This is a genomic window from Veillonella dispar (genome assembly GCF_937975875.1).
Classification (GTDB): domain Bacteria; phylum Bacillota; class Negativicutes; order Veillonellales; family Veillonellaceae; genus Veillonella; species Veillonella dispar_B.
Map to the genome: position 1 here is coordinate 1 of NZ_CALJSP010000180.1, position 16,422 is coordinate 16,422.

The 16,422-nt window shown below is 35.1% G+C and carries 9 protein-coding genes; all 9 read right to left on the bottom strand.

Features of this window, described 5'->3' with window-relative positions; all coding sequences use genetic code 11:
• A partial coding sequence (murG, locus tag Q7P05_RS08940; RefSeq protein WP_303931731.1) for an undecaprenyldiphospho-muramoylpentapeptide beta-N-acetylglucosaminyltransferase occupies positions 1–1,084 on the bottom strand: 1,084 nt, incomplete at its 3' end.
• Complete coding sequence (gene murD, locus Q7P05_RS08945) at positions 1,084–2,454, bottom strand: UDP-N-acetylmuramoyl-L-alanine--D-glutamate ligase (protein ID WP_303931733.1); 1,371 nt, start codon at positions 2,452–2,454, stop codon at positions 1,084–1,086. The genes murG and murD, both read right to left, overlap by 1 nt.
• An 84-nt stretch (positions 2,455–2,538) precedes the next feature.
• Positions 2,539–3,525, bottom strand: a complete 987-nt coding sequence (mraY, locus tag Q7P05_RS08950; RefSeq protein ID WP_303931735.1) for a phospho-N-acetylmuramoyl-pentapeptide-transferase — start codon at positions 3,523–3,525, stop codon at positions 2,539–2,541.
• Between the two features lie 58 nt (positions 3,526–3,583).
• Positions 3,584–4,942, bottom strand: a complete 1,359-nt coding sequence (gene murF / locus Q7P05_RS08955) for a UDP-N-acetylmuramoyl-tripeptide--D-alanyl-D-alanine ligase (RefSeq protein WP_295215093.1) — start codon at positions 4,940–4,942, stop codon at positions 3,584–3,586.
• Between the two features lies 1 nt (position 4,943).
• Entirely contained in the window at positions 4,944–6,428 is a 1,485-nt protein-coding gene (locus tag Q7P05_RS08960; protein ID WP_303931739.1) for a UDP-N-acetylmuramoyl-L-alanyl-D-glutamate--2,6-diaminopimelate ligase, read from the bottom strand.
• Between the two features lie 55 nt (positions 6,429–6,483).
• Positions 6,484–6,888 (bottom strand): cell division protein FtsL, encoded by a 405-nt coding sequence (gene ftsL / locus Q7P05_RS08965; protein WP_005386230.1) that lies wholly within the window; start codon positions 6,886–6,888, stop codon positions 6,484–6,486.
• A gap of 21 nt (positions 6,889–6,909) precedes the next feature.
• Positions 6,910–7,842, bottom strand: a complete 933-nt coding sequence (gene rsmH / locus Q7P05_RS08970; RefSeq protein ID WP_303931740.1) for a 16S rRNA (cytosine(1402)-N(4))-methyltransferase RsmH — start codon at positions 7,840–7,842, stop codon at positions 6,910–6,912.
• Positions 7,843–7,851: 9 nt separating this feature from the next.
• Positions 7,852–8,283 (bottom strand): division/cell wall cluster transcriptional repressor MraZ, encoded by a 432-nt coding sequence (gene mraZ, locus Q7P05_RS08975; protein WP_039969108.1) that lies wholly within the window; start codon positions 8,281–8,283, stop codon positions 7,852–7,854.
• A gap of 399 nt (positions 8,284–8,682) precedes the next feature.
• Positions 8,683–16,137, bottom strand: coding sequence for an ESPR-type extended signal peptide-containing protein (locus tag Q7P05_RS08980; protein WP_303931742.1), 7,455 nt, complete (start codon positions 16,135–16,137; stop codon positions 8,683–8,685).
• Positions 16,138–16,422: the final 285 nt, after the last annotated feature.

Below are 16,422 nucleotides of genomic sequence, written 5' to 3' on the forward strand. Positions count from 1 at the left end.
TTGCAATATCATGAGCCGCATTAGGTTTACCTAACTGCAACGCTCGTTCTCCCATTTGTGACAATAAATCACGATTGGCCATAAACATTTCAATTTCCCCTATCAAATCATGGGCACTTAACATTTGATCAACAATCATATGCGCTGCCCCTTCTTGAACAAAAATACGGGCATTATAGGTTTGATGATCTTCCGCTGCATATGGATATGGCACCAATACAGATGGAATACCTCGAACTGCTAGTTCAGCAAGACCGATAGCACCAGACCTAAAGACTGCTAAATCAGCTGCCGCCAATGCTTTTGGCATATCGTGTAAATATGGCAAGATCAAGGAGGAATCACCTAAACCATCACCATTGGTAATACCAAGCTGAGATAACACAGATTGATATTCCCCATCCCCTGTAATATGGATTAATTTAATTCCTTCTGTTCCTTGAAAATGCTTATGTACATCAATCATAGCATTATTGATAGTTCTCGCCCCACGAGAACCGCCGGCTATAAGAACGGTGAACGTGTCATCACTTAAATTAAAATAATTACGTCCATCTTCCCTAGTATCAACTAATACATCAGGACGTACTGGATTACCAGTATATACTACGCGTTTTGCCTTTGAAAAAGATGATTCTGCATCCTTGTAGCCCATAGCGACTACATCAACAAAACGGCTTAGAATTTTATTTGTAATGCCTGCAATGACATTTTGTTCCTGTATCAACGTTGGAATATTGCGCAATGCTGCGGCCATAAGAATAGGACCACAAACATAACCGCCCGTACCAATAACTACATCAGGCTTAAAGTTGGAAATGATTGTATTAGCTTTCACAAGAGAAAAAGCAGTTTTGCCTAACGTCACCAACGTACCAAAAGATAATTTACGTTGCAAACCTTGTACAGGTAATGTAGTAAATTCAATGCCTTCTTTAGGCACTAAGGTAGCCTCTAAGCCCCTTTCCGTTCCTACATATAAAACCTGTGCATCAGGGTTCTGTTTCATAATTTCCTTATATATAGTTATTGCTGGATATATATGTCCACCAGTGCCACCACCTGAAATAATGATACGTTTCATTAATGGTGTCCCCCTTCTTGCAACATATGAACACAATTTTTAAAATCATCGCCACGTTCTTCAAAACAGCTATACCAATCAAAACTTGAACAAGCTGGCGATAATAATACAATATCATCTTGGACAGCCAATTTATAACCCTGTTCTACAGCATCTTTCATAGATGAAGCTCTATAAATAGGCTGAACACCAGCCTCTTTTGCAGCAGCTTCAAATCGATCCGCCGCTTCCCCCATAAAGATAACAGCTTTTGTGTGATGTTTAACAAGCTGCATAAAGTCTTCTAACGGAGTCATTTTATCATGACCACCAGCTAATAAAATAACGGATTGATCAAAGGATTCCAATGCTTTTACAACAGAATCTACATTAGTAGCTTTAGAATCATTATAGAATGTAATTCCATCAAGAGTTTTAACTCGTTCTAATCGGTGTTCTACACCGTGAAATTCGCTAATAATGCGATGGATTTCTACTACAGGTACACCTAACGCATAGGTTAAAGCAATAACCGTTAAGATATTTTCGATATTATGACTACCTGGAATGTGGATATCAGCACTACCAATAACAGGTGTTGCCATACCATTCTTTGTTACATAACATTGTCCTTTATCATAGTAAGCACCATTTGAAACCACTTGATGTTGACTAATTTCAAGGATATGGCTAGGTACACAATGTTTCATGTCTGCTACAATAGGATCATCAATATTAAGCACCATAAAATCTGTACTCAATTGATTTTCAAAGATGCGTTCCTTCGCAGCAATATAATTTTCCATTGTCTTATGACGAGCTAAATGATCTGGTGTAATGTTGAGCATAATAGCACCAATCGGTCTAAAATGTTTAATTGTTTCTAATTGATAGCTAGATAACTCAGCTACCAAAAAACCATCTGCTGGCATGGAATAAGCTACTTCACTAAGAGAATCGCCGATATTACCACCAACGCGAACTGGCTTTCCAGTTCCTTCCAATACCTTAGTTAATAATGTTGTAGTAGTGGTCTTACCATTTGTACCTGTAACGGCTACAATTGGCGATTTAGATAACTCATAAGCTACTTCTACTTCACTAACCACATCAATACCACGAGCTTGAGCGGCTTTTACAATGGGAATATCTAGAGAAATACCTGGAGAAATAACAATGCGATCCACGCCATCAAGCAAGGATTCATCTTGTCTACCGGTAATAATATCTACACCTGCTGATACAAGTCTTTTTTCCTCATCTGCAGGCAGTGTAACAGGCTTATAATCATTTAATACTACATGGGCCCCAACTTGAGCTAACACCCAAGATGCGCCTATACCGCTGGCACCAGCGCCCAGAACAAGTATATGTTTGTCTCCGTATTCCATCTGTATCACCTAAATTATCAACAAAAATAATGTATTCCTATCTTATAAGCATACCATTATTTGTGGCTTCCGTTAAGTATTATCTTACAAAGTTATAGTCGCTAAAATGACACCGATAACAGCTAATACAGCGCCACCAAACCAGAAGCGATTAACAACAGTTTGTTCAGCCCAACCAGACAACTCAAAATGATGGTGAATAGGGCTCATTTTAAATACTCGTACACCACGAGTTTTGAAGGAAATAACTTGAATAATAACGGACAACGCTTCCATAACAAAAATACCACCAATAACAACGAGTAATAATTCTGTTTTTGTAAGAATCGCCATCGCCGCAAAAGCGCCACCTAATGCTAAAGAACCTGTATCCCCCATAAATACTTTTGCAGGGTTTACATTGTATACTAAGAAACCAAGGCATACAGCGGCTACAATGGCACCATAGTAAGCAACACTTTCAGCGCCAATAGAATTTGTTGTGGATGCAGCCATAAGGCCGATAACGGAGAAGGCAATGGCAGCTACAGCAGATGTACCACTAGCTAAACCATCAAGACCATCTGTAAGATTTACAGCATTCGTAGCACCTACGATAATTAAAAATGCCAATACATAATAAGCCCAACCTAATTGAAGGTGAATATCTGCTACAGGAATCCACAATGTGGTAGGAATAACCATAATTTCAGTAATACAGTAACAGAATATGGCAGCCAAAATAAATTGACCTAGTAATTTTTGCTTAGCTGTCAAACCAAGATTACGTTTTTTTACAGCTTTTACAAAATCATCAAAGAAGCCCAATAAACAATGTCCTAATGTTAGGAATAATAACATACCACTACCCACATTCCACGGTGCAAATAAAGCAACCCCAATGACGAGGGCTACCATCATGAAAGCGCCACCCATTGTTGGTGTACCAGCTTTCGCTTGATGACTTTCTGGACCTTCTTCACGAATACTTTGTTGTGCGTGCAAAGAACGCAACATAGGAATAGCAAATTTACCTAGCACTACCGTAATAATAAAGGTTACTACGAAGGCTAATAGAATGTGATATATCATACGAATCCTCTACTCATTAATAAACAGATGACGGCTAGATATAACTAGCCGTAACCTTTTATTCACGATCTTTCAATTCTTCAACAACTCGTTCCATCCGCAAACCACGGGAGCCTTTGACTAGGATAACATCCCCTTTTTCGCGAATATCACTGTATGCATTGGCCATTTCCAAATGGCTATTACAACGGAATGTAGTTAAGCCTGCTTTTTTAGCTTCTTTAGCTATAAAGGCAGCAGCATCACCAAATGTGAAGACAACACTATAACCTTCTTCAGCTAGCAATTGACCAATTTCACGATGCGCTTGTTCAGTATAATCACCAAGTTCAAGCATATCACCAAGCATAGCAATTTTACGTTTACCTTCTAGCTGCCCCAAAGCTTTTATCGCTTCAGCCATAGAAGAAGGATTTGCATTATACGCGTCATTTAAGATAACAATATCTTCAAATGGTACGATTTCTTGGCGCATAGGAGTGCCTGTAAATTCACTTAAGCCCTTGCGAATCGTATTGGACTTAATGCCTAGCACACGACCAGCTACAATTGCTGCCAATGCGTCATATACATTGTGTTCACCAATCATAGGCAAGAAGATATCAAATACTTCGTCATAACATTTGCATGTAAATTTAATACCATCTTTTTTATAACGCAAATGACTGCCAATACATGTGGCATTACGTTCGATACCATAGGTAATCGTTTTACCTTTGGCAAGACTATCCATAGCTTTAACATATGGATCATCTTCATTGAGAATAGCCACACTATTTTCAGGCAAGCAACGAATTAACTCACCTTTAGCTTGTGCGATGGCTTCACGAGAGCCTAATAGCTCAATATGGCTAGTACCAACATTGGTAATAATACCCATAGTTGGTTCTGCAATCAACGCAAGCTCCTCGATTTGACCAAGGCCACGCATGCCCATTTCAACAACACAAGCTTGATGTTCTGCAGTTAAACGCAACAATGTTTTTGGCAAACCAATTTCATTGTTAAAGTTTTTCTCAGTTTTCAAAACATTAAATTCGGTGCCGAGTACAGCAGCTACCATTTCCTTTGTTGTAGTCTTACCAGAAGAACCAGTAATAGCGACTACAGGAATATCAAATCGACGACGATGGTAACGTGCTAAATTTTGATACGCTACCAATGTATTATCTACTTCAATGCATACGATGCCGTCCACTGCACGGCCTTTTTCTACGATTGCACCAGTAGCACCCTTTTCGATAGCTGTATTAATAAAATCATGACCATCAAAGGTATCGCCTTTTAAGGCTACAAATAAAAAGCCTGATTCAATCGTTCTTGTATCAGTAGATACATCTAAAAACTTAATATTGTCGGTATGTGCACTCGTCCCTTGTGTGGCTTCTACCACTTGAGACAATGTAAATTCTGCCATATTAGATCTCCTTGAGGGCTGCTCGCGCCTCTTCACGATCATCGAAATGAATCGTTTTATCCTTTAAGATTTGGTAATCCTCATGCCCCTTACCTGCAATTAGTACAATATCCCCAGGTTTTGCATTTTGTATTGCATGTTGAATCGCTTCCCGACGATCAACGATAACTTCATAGTGAGAGCCTTCACGAAGGCCTTCTTTAACGCCTACCTCTACATCTTTCACAATTTTCACAGGATCTTCTGTGCGAGGATTGTCAGATGTAACATATACTACATCGCCATATTCTGCAGCAATACGCCCCATGATAGGACGTTTTGTAGCATCCCGGTCACCACCACAACCAAAGACTACAATAATGCGATTTTCTTGAATAGCCTTTGCAGTTTGCAAAATATTTTCTAACCCATCTGGTGTATGTGCATAGTCTACAACAACTGCAAATGGTTGACCTTCTTCAATAAGCTCAAAACGGCCAGGCACAGCGCTAAATGTTTTCAACGCCTTATCGATATCTTCCATGGAGATACCTTCTAACAAACAAGCGCCAATAGCAGCCAATGTATTATATACATTAAACAAACCAGTTGTATTCATAGCCACTGTATAGTCATTGCCATCATAGGATACAGTATAACGGCTAGATTTAGGCGTCATTTCAACATCATGAGCATTTAACGACCCTTTACCATCAATACTGTACGTAATGATAGGCGCCGTTGTTTTTTCAATTACACGATGACCATACTCGTCATCGATATTGATGATAGCCCCTTTACCAGATTTAGTTTGGTTCGGCGCGCTAACTTGTTCAAATAATTTGCACTTAGCGGCCAAGTAATTTTCAAAGGTCTTGTGAAAGTCCAAATGATCTTGCGTTAAATTTGTGAATACTGCTGTATCATATTCAACACCAGAAACTCGGCCCAATGCTAAGGCATGGGAAGATACTTCCATGACACAATGGGTAACACCTTCCTCTACCATTTGATGAAGAATATGTTGTAAATCTACTACATCTGGTGTTGTATTGTGAATTGGATAGGATGTATCACCAATCATAATATGAACAGTACCAATAACGCCTACTTTATGGCCTTGACCTTTCAAAATATGACGAATCATATGAGTTGTAGTCGTTTTACCATTAGTACCAGTAACGCCGATCATACGCATGGAATTTGCTGGATAATCAAAGAAATATGGTACACAAGCCATCATAGCTTTTCGAGTATCCTCTACAGTGATAACACAAACATCACCACTTACCTCTACTGGTTTAGATACAAGTACCGCTACAGCACCAGCTTCAACGGCTTTATTTACATAATTATGACCATCTACAGTGGCACCATCTAACGCAATAAATAAGCTACCTGCTTTTACTGCACGAGAATCAGCCGTAATATCCAATACCTCAACAGCTGTATTACCTTCTACATGTGGTGTTTGCAAAGTTTTTACTATATCTTGTAATTGTTTCATATACAATCTCCTTTACACGCAAAGGAAAGCAGCCCAATACGAGCTGCTTTGCCTGCTAGTCTATAATTTGCTGTTTCTCTTGTACAGTACGTTCAGTAACAGCGCTTTTTGTACTATAAACAAAAGAATCAGGCAAAACCATCCCTAGTTGTTGTTCTGCGATTTGTTGAATACGAACAGGAGACTTCAAAGAAGCCACTTCAACATCCAACGCATCATTATCCTTTGTTAATTGTACTACAGCTTGCTGTGTTTTAACTACTTCATAGCCTAATTTTGTGCTGTACGCATTCATAACCATCATGATAAGCAAAAATGCAACCAATGCAGCAATACCATATACAACCTGCCACATCATAGGGCTCAAATCTAGAGCCACATTTGCACTACGTTTTCTCCCTTGTGAAGCGACCAACACATCGCTTTTAACTTGGCCCACAACAGCCTTTCTCGCTAACATAAACACTAACCCCTTCCAATTCTACAACTTGACGGCTACGCGTAACTTTGCACTTCTAGCCCTCGGATTAACCTCAATCTCCCCTGCACTCGGCTCTATAGCCTTATTCTTCGCCTTCACAACTGCCTTGTGGTTACATACGCACATCGGCAATTCTGGAGGACATATACATGCTGTACTCAACTCTTTGAAAGTTTGTTTCGTAATTCGATCTTCCAAGGAGTGGAATGTGATAACCCCAATTTTCCCCTTTGGTTTCAACATGGATACAGCATCTACAAAACTATCATGCAAGATAGCTAATTCTCTATTTACTTCAATGCGAATGGCTTGGAACGTCCGTTTTGCCGGATGCGGTCCATCTTGACGCGCCTTCGCAGGTATTGCTTGCTTAATAATTCTAACTAACTCACCAGTAGTGGTAATTCGTTTTTCTTGACGTGCATTAATGATGAATTCAACAATGCGCTTAGCCCATCGCTCTTCCCCATAGTCGCGGATAATTTGCAATAATGCTTCAGCATCATATTCATTAACAACCTCTTCTGCTGTTAATGGTGCGTCCTTATCCATACGCATATCGAGTGGCCCATCATTCATATATGAAAAGCCACGCTCCGGTGTATCCAGTTGATAGCTAGATACTCCAAGATCAAAAATAAATCCATCTACTTCACAGATGCCCTCATTATGGAGAGCTTCTTTTAAGTTAGAAAAGTTCGTCGGTATTGTTAACACCTGACATGTTAAATCAGATAAACGCTGTCGAGCTACGCTCAACGCATCTTCATCTTGATCTAACCCTATAATCATGCCTTCTGGGTCTAGCATCTCGCCCACAGCATGGGCATGTCCTGCACCACCCAGGGTGCAGTCCACATAGATGCCTTTTGGATTAGTTACGACGGAGTCCACCGTTTCGCGTAAAAGTACGCTGGTATGATTAAATTCCATCATAGCCTCCTATAACATAATCCCTTCTAGACCTTCAACAAGTTCTTCCATACTTTCAGCCACTTGATCATCATAGTAATCATATTTTTCGCGGCTCCAAATTTCAACGTGATCCCCAGCACCGACAATAACGGCCTGTTTATCAAGGCTCGCATATTCACGTAGTGGTACAGGAATGAGGACACGACCTTGTTTATCATATTCAAGCTCAGCGGCACTACCAAAAACAAAACGTTTTAAGGCACGTACGCTAGCTTTAGTGGAGGATTGTGATTGTAAAGCTGCAGAAATTTTCTTCCACGCTTCTTCGGTGTAAATAGCTAAGCAGTTATCTAGGCCCTTAGTAACAATACATACTTCGCCTAGTTGTTCACGTATTTTCGCGGGTATAATCATCCGCCCTTTTGTATCAATGGTGTGATTATATTCTCCCATGAACATACGTATCACCGCCCTTTACTATTCCTTATCCACCACTATATGGTAAATTCTACCACAATTCACCACCAATCACAATAAAAAATCCATTTTTATCCCACTTTTTTATATTTTTCTTTCATAATCTCTATTTTTCTCCTCTTTTCTTAGATACATATGTTCGAAATTAAATAATAATCGAATCATAAAAACCACTGCCCACCACCAGGTGCCAGATTTTAGTTTTATCTGCATCCAATCCCCACCACAATATCCCCATAAGCTCTATTACACTTTAATTAAACGAAATATAGGAATACAATCACCACAAATCCACACAAAAAGAAAACCGCGTAGCATTTCTGCTACGCGGTTTCTATACCTACGATAGATTATAGTGTAACCCATCGGTTGGGAGGCATATTATTTAGTTGTTTTTACAGCTGCTTTTGGAGCTTGTTGTGGTTGTTGTGCAATCACTTTATCAAGAAGTTCCCGAATTTCTTTGTTTTGTGCTTGCAAATCAGCCACTTGATCCTCAAGAACTTTTACAGTTGCAGGGGATGCTTTAGGAGCTGTAGGAGCATTACCAATACCGATTGTTACACCAGCATTTGCCATTACGCTATGGTCACCACCATAAGCAGCACCAGCATGGATTAATAAATCAGGATTTGCATAATGTGCTACACCCAATGCAGTAGATGTTTTACCTTTGTAAGTACCAACAGCTGCCATAATTTGAGCTTTTTGACCTTCGTGGTATTCGATAGGTTTCAATGCTGCTAATGCTGCTGCATTAGCACCTACAACTTTAACATCGCGTTCTACGCTGCTAATGCGGCGAGAGTTTTCTGCGATTTGTGCATCATGTTGAACAAGTGTTGCATGATCTTGTAATGCAATGTTGGAAGCTTTCAAGCTGTAATTTGCAGCTTCTGCTAATGTACTGATATCTTGAGTATTTTTATTTACTTGCAAGCCCAATACATTAACTTTTTCATTGTTTTCTAATGCAATAGCACCAATGTTCTTAGTTAATGTAACATTTTCATCAACTTTAGTGTTTACATCAGCAATGTCTTGAGTATTTTTATTTACTTGTAAACCTAATACACTAACCTTTTCATGATTTTCTAATGCTAGAGTACCAACAGCTTTAGTTAATTGTGCATTTTCATTAACTTGTTTAGCTACTTCAGTTACACGATTATCTACTTTAGTAATGTTTGTAACATTAGTATCTACTTTAGCATTTAGAGTGTTGATGTTTGTAGTATTTGTATTAACTTGGTTAGTTACTTTGCTAATATTGCTTGTGTTTGTATTAACTTGGTTAGTTACATTTGTAATATTAGTTGTATTTTGGTTAACAACATTATTGATATTAGCAATATTAGTTGTATTAGTATTAACTTGTTTAGATACGTCGTTAATAACTTTGCTATGTTCATCAACTTTGTTGATTACTTTTTGTACAGTTACATTAGTATTTTGAATTGCTTCAGCATTTTGTTTGATCGCTGCTTTGTTAATATTGATGTTTTCAGTATTATGTTTGATTGCTTCAGTATTAACAGAAACTTGGCTTTGAACATTTTTAATGCGTTCTTCGTTAGCATTTACTTTTTGAGTATTAGCATTAACTTGTTCTTTCACTTTGTTTACATCAGCGCTTACATTTTGCAAGTTCTTAATTGCTTCAGTATTTTTGCCAACTTGATCTTTCAAGCCAGATACATCAGTTTTGATATTGTTGATTACAGTATTTTGGTTATTAACTTTTACGTCAATATCATTAACTTTAGTATCAATATTAGTTACTTTATTGTTAATATTAGTAACTTTGTTATCAATATTTGTAACTTTAGCATCAATATTCTTCACATCGTTTTTAACGTTAGTAATATTGTTGTTCACAATATTGATTTTTTGATCAACTTTAGCATTGATGTTTGTGATATCAGCTTTTACTACTGTTACATCAGCTTTAATATTGTTTACATTCTTTTCAACGTTAACAACATTAGCTTTAATGTTATTAATATTGGAAGTATTATTTTGAATGTTTACAGTATTAGCTTGGATGTTGCTATTTTGAGCGTTAATGTTTTGAGTAATATTTTCTACTTTTTGAGCTACATTAACGATTGTAGTATTGCCTTTACCAACTTGACCTTTCAAGGATTCAATAGCTTGAGAGTTAGCATCAACTTTACCAGTTAAGTTGTTAATAGCAGTTGTATTAGATTCAATACGACCAGTATTAGCATTTACTTTAGCAGTTACATCTGTAATGTTAGCAGTGTTACCAGAAACTTGTTTGCTAATGTTTGCAATAGCTGTAGCATTGTTAGCAATGTTAGTTGTATTATTTGTAACTTGTTTACTTACATTTGTAATAGCTGCAGTATTATTAGCAATATTTGTAGTGTTAGATTCTACTTTATTGTTAATATTTGCTACATTTGCTTTGATGTCAGTAATAGACTTGCTATTATTAGCAATTGCATTCGCATTAGCTTCAACTTTAACATTTACGTCATTAACTTTGTTGTTAATTGTGTTATTAATTACTGTATTGTTTTCAGCAATCTTAGCATCAATATTTTGATCTACTTTGTTAATGATTGTCTTGTTATTTTCGTTGATTGCATTTGTAATGTTTTTATTAATAACAGTGTTGTTATTAGTAATAGCAGTGTTGATATCTTTTCTAATTACTGTGTTGTTAGCTTCAATCTTAGCATTGATTGTGTTTTCAACATTAGTAACAGTTGTACCAACTTGGCCTTTTAATGTTTTGATAGCATCTTCATTAGCGCTAATACGTGTAGAGTTATCTACAATGTTACCTTGTAAGTAATCTAAACGTTGATCATGACGATCTACACGTGCAGTAAGACCAGCTACATCACCTTTAACGCCATCAATCTTAACATTAACATCACCAATCTTAGTATTGATTGTGTTGTTGATTTGCTTATTGTTTTCATTGATTTTCACATCAATGTTTTTATCAACTTTGTTAATGATTGTTGTGTTATTTTCATTGATTGCATTAGCAATGTTTTGGTTAATTACAGTGTTATTTGCAGTAATCTTAGCATCAATATTTTGATCTACTTTATTAAGGATTGTAGTATTATTAGCTTCAATCTTGTTATTAATAGTAGATTCGATATTAGTGATAGTAGTACCAACTTTACCGTTCAATTCAGCAATAGCTTTTGCATTCTTGTCGATAGCAGCTTTGTTATTGCCAATCAATGTACGGTTTTCAATAGCAATTGTACCAGCTACATTGATGTCTTTTTCGTTTTGGTCAACACGTTTAGTAAGACCATCCAAATCACCTTTAATGCCGTCAACTTTAACATTTACATTGTTGATTGCTGTTGTATTGTTCGCAATATTTGTAGTATTTAGTTTAACACTATCTTCTACTGCAGTAATACGTGTGGAGTTATCTACAATGTTGCCTTGTAAGTAGTCTAAACGTTGATCATGACGATCTACGCGACCTTTCAAGCCATCAATATCACCTTTAATACCATCAACTTTAACATTCACATTGTTAATTGTATTGTCAATTTCCTTGTTGTTTTCAGTAATTGCATTTGTGATATTTTGATTAATTACAGTATTGTTAGCTTCAATCTTAGCATCGATATTTTTATTAATAACTACATTGTTTTCAGTGATTTTGTTATTAATAGTAGTTTCGATATTCTTAACTGTATTACCAACTTGACCTTTTAATTCATCGATAGCTTTTTTGTTATTAGCAATGTTTGTAGTGTTGTTTGCGATGTTTGTAGTATTTTCAGTGATACGTTTGCTATTGTCAGCAATTGCCACTACATTAGCTTGAATATTTGTAGCATTGTTAGCGATGTTAGTAGTATTATTTTCTACTTTACCATTGATATTAGTAATTTGGTTTTTAATATCATTGATCACTGTAGAAGATTTACCTACTTGACCTTTTAATTCATCAATAGCTTTTGCATTAACATTGATATTTGTAGTGTTATTTGCAATAGCAGCTTTGTTGTCGCCAATGAATTTACGGTTTTCAATTGCAATTGTACCAGCTACGTTGATGTCTTTTTCATTTTGTTCTACACGTTTAGTAAGACCATTCAAGTCGCCTTTAACACCATCAACTTTAACGTTTACATTGTTGATAGCAGTTGTATTGTTAGCGATGTTAGTAGTGTTAGCATCTACTTTCACATTAGTTGCATCAATACGTTTGCTATTATCTACGATAGCGTTTGCATTAGCATCAACTTTAACGTTTACGTTATTAATTGCTGTAGTATTTTTAGCAATATTAGTTGTGTTATTAGCAATATTTGTAGTGTTGTTTTCTACTTTACCATTGATATTAGTAATTTGTTTCTTAATATCGTTGATAACTGTAGAGGATTGACCTACTTGACCTTTTAACTCATCGATAGCTTTAGCATTGATGTTGATATTTTTAGTGTTGTTTGCAATAGCAACTTTATTATCGCCAATGAATTGACGGTTTTCCATTGCAATTGTACCTACTACATTAATATCTTTTGCATTAGCTTTCACACCATCTTCAACTACAGAGATACGTGTGGAGTTATCAGCAATATTATCTTGTAAGTAGTCTAAACGTTGGTCATGACGATCTACACGACCTTTAAGGCCATCTAAATCACCTTTAAGACCATTCAAGTCACCTTTAACGCCATCAATCTTAACATTTACATCACCAATCTTAGTATTGATTGTGTTGTTAATTTGTTTGTTATTTTCATTGATTTTTACATCGATGTTTTTATCAACTTTGTTAAGAATTGTAGTGTTATTAGCATTGATTTTAGCATCAATGTTTTGATCTACTTTATTAATGATTGTTGTATTATTGCTGTTGATTTTATTATCAATATTTTGGTTGATAACAGTGTTGTTAGCTTCAATCTTATTATCGATAGTTTTATTAATTACTGTATTGTTTTCGTTGATTTTATTAGTAATTGTATTTTCGATATTTGTGATTTGATTGCCAACATGACCTTTTAATTCATCAATAGCTTTTTTATTAGCACCGATAAGTGTACGGTTTTCAATAGCAATTGTGCCAGCTACGTTGATGTCTTTTTCGTTTTGAGCAACGCGTTTAGTAAGACCATCTAAATCGCCTTTAACACCATCAATTTTTTGATCAACTTTAATGTTATTAGCATTAATCTTAACATCGATGTTATTGTCTACTTTATTAAGAATTGTAGTGTTATTAGCTTCAATCTTAGCATCGATATTTTTGTTGATTACTGTGTTGTTTTCATTGATCTTATTAGTAATTGTATTTTCGATGTTAGTGATTTGTGTACCAACATGGCCTTTTAACTCGTTGATTGCTTTTTCATTATTGGAAATACGAGCAGAATTAGCATCAATACGTTTACTATTATCTGTAATAGCTTTAGCATTAACTTCAGTCTTAGCATTTACATTGTTAATGTTATTGTTAATAACTGTGTTATTTTTTTCAATCTTAGCATCAATATTACCATCTACTTTGTTGATGATTGTAGTATTATTAGCTTCAATCTTCTTATTGATTGTAGTTTCAATATTGGTAATTTGTGTGCCAACATGACCTTTTAACTCATCGATAGCTTTTTGGTTTGCACCGATAAGTGTGCGGTTTTCCATTGCAATTGTGCCAACTACATTAATGTCTTTTGTATTAGCTTTTACACCATCTTCAACAATAGAGATTCGTGTGGAGTTATCAGCAATGTTATCTTGTAAATAGTCCAAACGTTGGTCATGGCGATCAACACGACCTTTAAGGCCATCCAAGTCACCTTTAACACCATCAACTTTTACATCAACCTTGTTAATTGCAACTGTGTTTGCTTCAACTTTATTGTTGATATTAGTGATGTTGTTTTTAATATCTTTAATATCTACTTGAACATTACCAATATTTTGACCAACTTTACCTTTCAAATCAGCAATATCTTTAGTATTGATATTAACTTGATTTTGAGTGTTAGCTACATCAGTTTTAATAGTTTTATTGTCTTGTTCAAGCGCCTGGATGCGACCTTCATGATTAACTAAAACTTTACCTTGATTATCAACTTTAGTGTTTAATTCAGTAATTGCAGTCGCATTTTTGTTGATATTTGTAGTGTTATTAGTAATGTTAGTAGTATTAGCATCAACTTTTGCACTTACATTATTTACAGTATTATTAATATTTGTAATATCAGTTTTAACGGCATTGATCTTAGTATCAACATCATTATTTACTTTATTAATAATAGTTGTGTTGTTAGCTTCAATTTTAGAATTAATTGTTTTGTTAACTTCACTGATAATGTTAGTTTTGCTATCGTTGATTTTAACATCTACATTGTGATTAACTTCGTTGATAATCTTAGTGTTATTTTCATTAATCTTATTATCAATTGTAGTGTTAATATTATTGATTGTTGTGCCAACTTTACCTTTCAATTCATCAATGGCTTTTTTGTTATCGTTGATAGCTTTTTTGTTATCACCAATAAATTTACGGTTTTCCATGATGAAAGTATTATTAGCATCAATATTTTGTGTGTTAGTTTCAACTTTAGCAGTTAAATCAGCAATAGATTTACTATTATTGTTAACATTAACAGTTAGATTATCAATTGCTTTTTTATTGTTGTTAACTTTAATATCAACATTGTTGATATTTTGATTGAGTTCATTTTTAACATTAGAAATGTTAGTGTTCAACTCATTTTTCGTATTATTGATATTTGTTTTAATATCATTAATCTTAACATCTACATCTTTATTAACATTATTAATAATAGTAGTGTTGTTATTTTCAATCTTCTCATCAACTTTGTTCAAAATTGTAGTGTTATTATTTTGAACTGCAGTATTAATATTTTGATTTACTTGATTAATAATATTGGTATTATTAGCTTCAATATGTTTTTTTACACTAGCATCAATGTTAGTATTTACATTATTAACAACATTATTTGTGATGTTAGTAATTTTATTATCGATTTTTACATCAATATCGTTGTTAATTTTAGTAAATTTAGCATCAATATTATTGTTAATATTTGTGATATCTTGTTGAATGTTAGTGATTTGAGTGCCGACTTTGCCTTTTAATCCTTCAATATCTTTGCTATTTTTATCAACTTTAGCGTTGATATTTGTAATATTAGCATTGATTTTATTAATGTCAGTTTTTACACTCTCAACCTTATTATTAACAGTATTAATATTAGTAGTATTGATATCTACCTTTTTATTTACAACGTTAATGTTATGTGTATTTTTCTTAACATTTTCAACATCAGTAGTTACAACTGTATAGTAGTTATTAATTACGGTATTACCAGTGGAACCGCCTTTTTTAGGGATTTGTTGTTGCTGCTGTTGTTGTGGCACTTGTTGTTGCCATTGTTGTTGCTGTTGTTGTGGCACTTGAGGACGTTGACGTCGTTGTTGCTGTTGTTGCTGTTGTGGCACTTGTTGTTGCCATTGTTGTTGCTGTGGCTCTTGTTGTTGCCATTGTTGTTGCTGCTGTTGTTGTTGCTGTTGCTGTTGGTCTAATTGTTGTGGATCAACTTGATGTTGATCTTGCATATGACCCCAAGCATTTTGATCTGGTGTTAACCATCTTTGGCTACCAATAAGATCAGCTCTAGCCCAATCCTCAGGGCTGGATGCATTAGCAACACCTCCAGAAAAGCTAGCCGCCAAAATAACTGCAGCTACAATTGTAGTTGCAGATTTTTGATGTGACTTAGCCAACTCAGACGTTACAACATAAGCGTGCTTAGTTGCACTCCAAACAACTTTGAATACCTTATTCATATTAAGTTCCCTCCCAACATTTGTGGCTCTCACCCCACAATGAAGAAATAAATTAAATATTGCACTCTTTTTCACTAAATATTCACAATATTTAACATAATACTACCATATATTATTTTAAACTTCCATAAAAAAATTAATAAGTTAAACTAATGTTTCATTTTTTCCTCATTTAAAAATACCTAAAAATCCGCTTGAATACTAAGTTATTAATAATATTGAATTATGTAAAATGAAATTTTATATTTTAAATTAATTTTATATTTATACGATACTTTTTATTTG

Bases quoted from the DNA above. Each gene is read 5' to 3' on its own strand.
- murD (WP_303931733.1), bottom strand. From the start codon at position 2,454: ATGGAATACGGAGACAAACATATACTTGTTCTGGGCGCTGGTGCCAGC.
- mraY (WP_303931735.1), bottom strand. From the start codon at position 3,525: ATGATATATCACATTCTATTAGCCTTCGTAGTAACCTTTATTATTACG.
- murF (WP_295215093.1), bottom strand. From the start codon at position 4,942: ATGGCAGAATTTACATTGTCTCAAGTGGTAGAAGCCACACAAGGGACG.
- Q7P05_RS08960 (WP_303931739.1), bottom strand. From the start codon at position 6,428: ATGAAACAATTACAAGATATAGTAAAAACTTTGCAAACACCACATGTA.
- ftsL (WP_005386230.1), bottom strand. From the start codon at position 6,888: ATGTTAGCGAGAAAGGCTGTTGTGGGCCAAGTTAAAAGCGATGTGTTG.
- rsmH (WP_303931740.1), bottom strand. From the start codon at position 7,842: ATGGAATTTAATCATACCAGCGTACTTTTACGCGAAACGGTGGACTCC.
- mraZ (WP_039969108.1), bottom strand. From the start codon at position 8,283: ATGTTCATGGGAGAATATAATCACACCATTGATACAAAAGGGCGGATG.
- Q7P05_RS08980 (WP_303931742.1), bottom strand. From the start codon at position 16,137: ATGAATAAGGTATTCAAAGTTGTTTGGAGTGCAACTAAGCACGCTTAT.